At 71.3% G+C, this 7,168-nt stretch carries 7 protein-coding genes and 1 pseudogene; 7 read left to right on the top strand and 1 reads right to left on the bottom strand.

Going from position 1 to position 7,168, the window contains the following annotated elements:
* On the top strand, positions 1-677 hold a 677-nt coding region (locus G6024_RS11355; RefSeq protein WP_159148735.1), incomplete at its 5' end, for a methylamine utilization protein.
* A 119-nt stretch (positions 678-796) separates the two neighbouring features.
* On the opposite strand, the gene G6024_RS11350 is transcribed toward G6024_RS11355, so the two are convergent.
* Positions 797-1,456 carry a DsbA family oxidoreductase gene (locus G6024_RS11350; protein WP_159148734.1) on the bottom strand — a complete coding sequence of 220 codons (660 nt, stop codon included), beginning with the start codon at positions 1,454-1,456 and terminating at the stop codon, positions 797-799.
* 142 nt (positions 1,457-1,598) lie between these two features.
* Between G6024_RS11350 and thrS the strand changes: the two genes are divergently transcribed.
* From thrS to G6024_RS11320, 6 genes and pseudogenes are all read left to right on the top strand, one after another.
* Positions 1,599-3,698, top strand: coding sequence for a threonine--tRNA ligase (gene thrS / locus G6024_RS11345; RefSeq protein WP_067717841.1), 2,100 nt, complete (start codon positions 1,599-1,601; stop codon positions 3,696-3,698).
* Entirely contained in the window at positions 3,695-4,297 is a 603-nt protein-coding gene (locus tag G6024_RS11340; protein WP_067717843.1) for an ATP adenylyltransferase, read from the top strand. The genes thrS and G6024_RS11340 overlap by 4 nt, the downstream gene beginning before the upstream one ends.
* A gap of 12 nt (positions 4,298-4,309) precedes the next feature.
* Entirely contained in the window at positions 4,310-4,954 is a 645-nt protein-coding gene (gene pgsA, locus G6024_RS11335; protein ID WP_067717846.1) for a phosphatidylinositol phosphate synthase, read from the top strand.
* Positions 4,951-5,859 carry a phosphatidylinositol mannoside acyltransferase gene (locus G6024_RS11330; protein WP_067717848.1) on the top strand — a complete coding sequence of 303 codons (909 nt, stop codon included), beginning with the start codon at positions 4,951-4,953 and terminating at the stop codon, positions 5,857-5,859. Before pgsA ends, G6024_RS11330 begins: the two co-directional genes overlap by 4 nt.
* Positions 5,860-5,866: 7 nt before the next feature.
* Entirely contained in the window at positions 5,867-6,982 is a 1,116-nt protein-coding gene (locus tag G6024_RS11325) for a glycosyltransferase family 4 protein (RefSeq protein ID WP_159148733.1), read from the top strand.
* Positions 6,972-7,168: pseudogene (locus tag G6024_RS11320) on the top strand (NUDIX hydrolase); the annotation flags it as partial. The gene G6024_RS11325 and the pseudogene G6024_RS11320, both read left to right, overlap by 11 nt.

Here is a 7,168-nt window from a genome sequence, read left to right as displayed (position 1 = left end):
TGGGCGTCGTCGGCGCGGCCGCGCTCACCGCCGTCGCCGCGAACCGGTCCACCTGCGGAATGTCCGTGGCGGGCGTCGTCGCCGCCCCCAAACAGGCGGACCGGCCCGGTGACGGCTCCGCCCTGGGCCGTCTCGGTGCCCACCTCGCGGGCTCGTTGCTCACCGCTCTTCCGGTCGGTGCGGGCCTGGGCCTCGTGGGGATGGCCGTCCAGTCCGTGGTCGGGCCGGTCCCGGTGGCGCCGCTGCTGGCGGGATGGTCCTCGCTGGCGTTCCTGTACGGCCTCCACGAGACCGGCCTGCTGCGGATGCCGACGCCGATGCGACGCCAGCAGCTGCCCCGCCATCTGCGCCGGGTCGGTCGTCCGATGCGGGTGTCGTTCTACTTCGGCACGCTCATCGGGCCCGGGTTCATGATCTTCATCCGCTCCAGCGCCTACTACCTGCTGTTCCTGGGCGCGATCGCCCTCGCCAACCCCGTTCTCGGCGCGGCACTGTTCGCGGTGGTCTCGCTCGGCAGGTGCGGTCCGTCCGCCCTCGCGATCGCGCACCAGCGGCAGGGCGGCACGATGGGCGACTTCCTGCTCACGTGCATGGCCGCGGACCGCATGGTCCAGCTCGCCGCTGGCTCGGGCCTCGTGGCCCTCGCCGGTTTCGGCGCGGCGGCGCTGGCGATGTGACATGACATAGCGGCACCCCGCACGACCGGGCGCCCGATCCGCGGACAGCGGGTCGGGCGCTCGGTGGTGTGTACGGGCTCGGTTGTGTACGGGCTCGGTTGTGCACGGGCTCGGGGGACTCAGACCTCCGCCGCCATCGCCTGCTCCAGAGCTTCGTCGAACACCTCGACCGGCTGGGCCCCGCTGACGGCGAGTCGGTCGTCGAACACGAAGAACGGCACCCCCCGGACCCCGAGACCGCGGGCCGTCTCGACGTCGCGGTGCACCAGGTCGGCGTACGCGTCCCCTCGGAGCACCCGGTCGACCTCCGCTGCCGGTAACCCGGCCCCGACCCCGATCCGATGCAGCACCACCGGGTCCGAGATCGCCCGTCCCTCGGTGAAGTGGGCGCGTCGCAGGGCCTCGTCCACCGCGTCCGCCCGTCCGTGCTCGGCGGCCAGGGCGGCCAGGCGGTGGGCGTCGAAGGTCGAACAGATGCGCGCGGACCGCCAGTCGAAGTCCAGGCCGAGTTCGGTGAACCGGGCGGCCATCTGCTCCTGCCCGGCCTCCGCGTCGGCGAGCGACATCCCGTACTTGCGCGAGAGCATCTGTGCGCTCGTCTCGGTCGGCTCGTCGCCGACGACGCGGGGAGCGGAGGGGTCGAGTTCGTAGGCCCGCCACACCACCTCGACCCCGATCTCGGGGTGTCGCGCACGGAACGTCTCCAGTGCCGCCTCGAGGTGCCGCTTGCCGATCCAGCAGAACGGACAGACGACGTCGGACCAGATGTCGATGCGCATGCCGGGTGCAACGTCGCGCCGCGGTCCGGGATTCCGTCAGGGCCCCGGGTAGCATGGACCGGCCCGGTCCCTGTCGTGGACCGGTGTCAGCCCGGGTGGCCCACCGGCACCCGACGTCCACTGCCCGAGGAGATCTCCCCCCGTGTCCGAGAACCGCATTCCGGAAACCGATGCCGACGCGACGGGTGCGGCCCCTGTGACGACCGTCGTCCCGGCCGGTGAGCCCGCGGGCAAGATCCTCGCCGAGCGGGAGCTGCAGTCGCGCAGCGGCCCGCAGACGATCGTCGTGGTGCGGGATCCGGAGGGGACCCTGCGGGATCTGTCCTGGGCGCCCGCCGAGGACACGGAGGTGGAGCTCGTCCGGGCCGACTCCGAGGACGGGCGGTCGGTGATCCGGCATTCGTGCGCACACGTGCTCGCCCAGGCGGTGCAGGACAAGTTCCCCGAGGCCAAGCTCGGGATCGGCCCGCCGATCGAGAACGGCTTCTACTACGACTTCGACGTGGCCGAGCCCTTCACGCCCGAGGACCTCAAGGACCTCGAGAAGCGGATGAAGAAGATCATCAAGGCCGGCCAGCGCTTCTCGCGGCGGGAGTACGCCTCGCTCGACGAGGCGCGCACCGAGCTGGCGGGCGAGCCGTACAAGCTCGAACTGGTCGAGGACAAGGGCCGGGCGGACGCCGGCGACGCCGACGGCGCGGTGGCGCTCGAGGACTCCGAGATCATGGAGGTCGGCGCGGGTGCGCTGACCGCCTACGACAACCTCAACCCCCGCACGGGCGAGGTCATCTGGTCGGATCTGTGCCGCGGCCCGCACACGCCCACCACCAAGTTCATCCCCGCGTTCACACTCACGCGCTCGTCCGCCGCCTACTGGCGGGGCGATCAGAACAACGCCGGTCTCCAGCGGATCTACGGCACGGCCTGGGAGAGCACCGAGGCCATGGACGCCTACCTCGACCGTCTGGCCGAGGCGGAGAAGCGGGATCACCGTCGGCTCGGGACCGAGCTGGACCTGTTCAGCTTCCCCGACGAGATCGGGTCCGGGTTCCCGGTGTTCCACCCCCGCGGCGGGATCATCCGCAACGAGATGGAGCAGCACTCCCTCAGGCGCCACCTGTCCGCCGGGTACTCGCTCGTCAACACCCCGCACGTGACCAAGGGCGACCTGTTCCGCAAGTCCCAGCACCTGAGCTGGTACTCGGAGGGGATGTTCCCCCCCATGGTCCTGGACGCGGAGTACGACGCGGACGGCAAGGAGACCAAGCCGGGGCAGGACTACTACGTCAAGCCGATGAACTGCCCCATGCACAACCTCGTCTTCGACTCCCGCGGCCGCTCGTACCGCGAGCTCCCGCTGCGGATGTTCGAGTTCGGAACGGTGTACCGGTACGAGAAGTCCGGGGTGATCCACGGCCTCACCCGCGCCCGCGGCTTCACCCAGGACGACGCGCACATCTACTGCACCGAGGAGCAGATGGAGGGCGAGATCGCCTCCGTTCTCTCCTTCATCATCTCGCTCCTGCGCGACTACGGCCTCGAGGACTTCTACCTCGAGCTGTCGACCAAGGATCCGGAGAAGTACGTCGGCGGCGACGAGATCTGGGAGCGCGCGACCGACACGCTGCGTCGGGTGGCCACGAACTCCGGCCTCGAGCTGGTCCCGGACCCGGGCGGGGCCGCCTTCTACGGCCCCAAGATCTCCGTCCAGGCACGCGACGCCATCGGGCGTACGTGGCAGATGTCGACGGTCCAGCTGGACTTCAACCTGCCCGAGCTGTTCGACCTGACCTACAACGCCGCGGACGGCACCAAGAAGAGGCCGGTGATGATCCACCGCGCGCTCTTCGGCTCGATCGAGCGGTTCTTCGCGGTCCTGCTCGAGCACTACGCCGGTCTGTTCCCGGCGTGGCTGGCGCCCGTGCAGGTGGTGGGCATCCCCGTGGCGGAGGCGCACGAGAAGCATCTCGAGGACGTGATCGACGAGCTCCGGGGGCGCGGTATCCGCGCCGAGCTCGACGTCTCCGACGAGCGGATGCAGAAGAAGATCCGCAACCACACCACCGGCAAGGTCCCGTTCATGCTCCTGGCCGGTGACCGCGACGTCGAGGCGGGCGCGGTGAGCTTCCGGTTCCCGGACGGGACGCAGCTCAACGGGGTCTCGCGGAACGCCGCGATGGACAAGATCTCGTACTGGGTCAACTCCCGACGCAACGACGTGCCGACCGCGGAGCGCGTGTGACGGCCGGAGATCCGTCCTCGACGGGCGTCTACCGCCAGTTCGGGGTGGGGGAGGACCACCTCCAGTTGCTGTGGGCGCCCTACCGGATGTCATATATCGCCGAGTCGCGTCCCGAGCCGGCCGAGGGGATGACGGGGGAGCCGTTCCTCGACATCCCGAGGATGAGCGACGAGGACGGGCTGGTGGTCGCCCGGGGCGAGCACGTCTACGTCGTGCTCAACCTGTTCCCCTACAACCCGGGTCACTCGATGGTGGTGCCGTACCGCAAGGTGGCGGACCTGGAGGACCTCGACGACGACGAGTCCCGCGAACTCATGTCGTACACGCAGCACCTGATCCGGGTCATCAAGACGGTCTCGAACCCGGACTCGTTCAACGTGGGGCTCAATCTGGGTGGCGCGGCCGGCGGGTCCCTGTCCGAGCATCTGCACCAACACGTCGTGCCACGCTGGATCGGTGACGCGAACTTCATTACCGTGACCGGCGGGACCAAGGTGCTGCCGCAGCTCCTCCGACAGACGCGGCAGCTGCTCTCGGAGGCGTGGTCCACCACGGTGTCATCGGATGGCGTGTCCGGACCAGACCGCACCTCGAAGTAGGCAGGGAGTCGAATGCTCAGCGAGTACGGAAGGTCGGGGGTCGCCAGGGTGGCCCACCCCCTGGCGGCGTTCCTCGTCCGCAGCGGCGTCACCGCCAACGGGATCACCCTCGCCGGCCTCCTGCTGACCTGCGCCGCGGCGATCACCCTGTTCGGACCCGGTCACCTGGTGGCCGGCGCGATCGTCATCGCACTGTGCACCCTGTTCGATCTGGTGGACGGTGCGGTCGCCCGCGCGAGCGGGGGCGGGTCACCGTACGGGGCCCTGGTCGACGCTGTCTCCGATCGGGTCGCGGACGGCGTGATCCTGGCGTCGCTGGTGTGGTGGCTGGTCCACACCGAGCCCGACAACCGGTACGCGCTGGTCATGCTCCTGGCCTGCCTGATCCTGTCCCAGGTGGTGTCCTACTCCAAGGCCCGCGCCGACGCGGGCGGGCTGCACACACCGGGCGGGCTGATGGAGCGCGCCGATCGCCTGGTCCTCATCCTGCTCGGCGCCGGCCTCGAGGGGCTGGGGGTGCCGTGGGCGCTCGAGGTCGGGCTGACCGCCGTCGCGGTGGGTAGTTTCGTCACGGTGATCCAGCGGGTGTGGGGCGGCCGCACCGACTACCTCGAACGCGTGGCGCGTAGCGATGCCCCTGCGGTGGGAGACCGATGAGCGCACTCGGCGATCGCCTGACCGATCTCGGGTACGCCGCCGGATGGGCCGTGGTGCGCGGCCTGCCCGAGCCGGTCGCGCGCACCCTCTTCCGAACGGGCGCCGATCTCGCGGCGCGCCGACAGGGTCCGGACTCGCAGCTGCGCCGGAACCTGGCCCGCGTCCTCGGTGTCGCCCCGGCCGAGGTCCCCGACCAGCTGATCCGGGATTCCCTCCGCTCCTACGCCCGCTACTGGCGCGAGGCGTTCCGCCTGCCCTCCATGGATCGCGAGGCCGTAGCCCGCGAGATGGACCGGACGATCGCCGGGGTCGAGAACCTCGACGCGGCGCTCGAGCAGGGGCGCGGGGTGGTCGTCGCGCTGCCGCACTCGGCCAACTGGGACCTGGGCGGCACCTGGCTGGCGCGACGCTACGGCGGGTTCGCCACCGTCGCGGAGAGACTCGAGCCGGAATCGCTGTACCAGCGCTTCCTGGACTTCCGCGAGGGCCTGGGCTTCACCATCTACCCGCACACGGGCGGACCCACCCCGCCGTTGGACGCGCTGCGCGAGTACCTCGCAGGGGGCGGGATCGTCTGTCTGCCGGGGGAGCGGGACCTACGCCGGACCGGGGTGCCCGTGACGTTCTTCGGCGAGCAGACGCGCATGCCCGCGGGGGCGGCCCGCCTCGCGGTGGAGACCGGCGCGCCTCTGCTCGTCGCCCAGTTCTGGTACGCCGACGAGGAGACGATGCGGGTCCGCATCACCCCGCCCATCGACGTCTCGGACGGGATCGAGCCGACGGTGCAGGCGATGGCCGACCTCTTCGCCGAGGGGATCGCCCGGCACCCCGCGGACTGGCACATGCTCCAGCCACTGTGGCTGGACGACCTGCCGGCCGAGCGACGTGCGCGGATCGAGGGCTGACCCCGCCGTGCGCATCGGCATGATCTGCCCCTACTCGTTCGACGCCCCGGGCGGGGTGCAGGCCCACGTCGTGGACCTGACCGAGGAGTTGCGACGCCGCGGACACACTGTCCGGGTCCTGGCCCCGGGCAGTCCCGGCAGCGCGCCGGTCTCCGGGATGACCCTGACCGGGCCGGGCGTCCCGATCCCCTACAACGGGTCCGTCGCCCGGCTCAGCTTCGGCCCCGCCACCTGGCGGGCCACCCGACAGTGGCTCCGCGAGCAACCGCTGGACGTCCTGCACATCCACGAACCCAACGCCCCGGGCGTCGGCATGTTCGCCCTGGCGATGTCCTCCGGGCCCATCACGGCCACGTTCCACACCTCCACCACGGGGTCGATGATCCTCGGCGCCGCCGACGGGGTCCTGGCCCCGCTGCTGGAGAAGATCCGGGGACGGATCGCGGTGTCGACCCTGGCGCGCCGCTGGCAGATGGAGGCCCTGGGCTCCGACGCCGTCGAGATCCCCAACGGCGTCGACGTGTCCGCGTTCACCGACGTCGACACCTCAGCCGAACCGACCGACGCACCGACCGTGGCGTTCCTCGGCCGCTACGACGAACCCCGCAAGGGGATGGGCGTGCTCGCCGCAGCGCTCCCCGCCGTCCTGCGGGACGTCCCGGAACTGCGGCTGCGGGTCATGGGCGACGGCGACGAGCGGACACTGCGCGCCGCCCTCCCGGCCGGGTTGGACGTGGAGTTCCTCGGCCGGGTCGACGACACCCGCAAGGCCGCGGTGCTGGCCGCGGCGGACGTCTACTGCGCACCCAACACCGGCGGGGAGAGCTTCGGCATCGTCCTCGTGGAGGCCATGGCCGCCGGGACCGCCGTCGTGGCCGCCGACCTCGACGCATTCCGCCGTGTCCTCCGGGACGGCGAGTGCGGGGAACTCGCCACGGTCGGCGACGCCGGTGCCCTCGCCGCAGCCCTCACGAGGGTCCTCACCGACCCCGGACGGCGCGCCGACCTCCGCACCCGCGGTCTCCAGGCGGTCCGGGAGTACGACTGGCCCGTCGTCGCCGACCGGGTCGTGCGTGTGTACGAGACCATCCGCGGCCCGGGGGAGACGCTGCGTGTCCGCTGAGCTGATCGTCGTCGTCGTCGTCGTCCTCGTCGCCGCGCTCGCGGCGTTGCTCTCCGCGTACCTCACTGCCCACCGCCTGGACCGCCTCCACATCCGCACCGACCTGGCCCGCGCCGCCCTGACCGGGGCCCTGGAGCGACGCCACACGGTCGCCGCCGCCGTCGCCCGCGACCTCTCGGCGCGGGA

The sequence above is a fragment of the Dietzia maris genome (assembly GCF_014144855.1).
Classification (GTDB): Bacteria; Actinomycetota; Actinomycetes; order Mycobacteriales; family Mycobacteriaceae; genus Dietzia; species Dietzia kunjamensis.
Note: the sequence above shows the minus strand (reverse complement) of the source record. Positions and strands in the feature narration are given on the sequence as shown.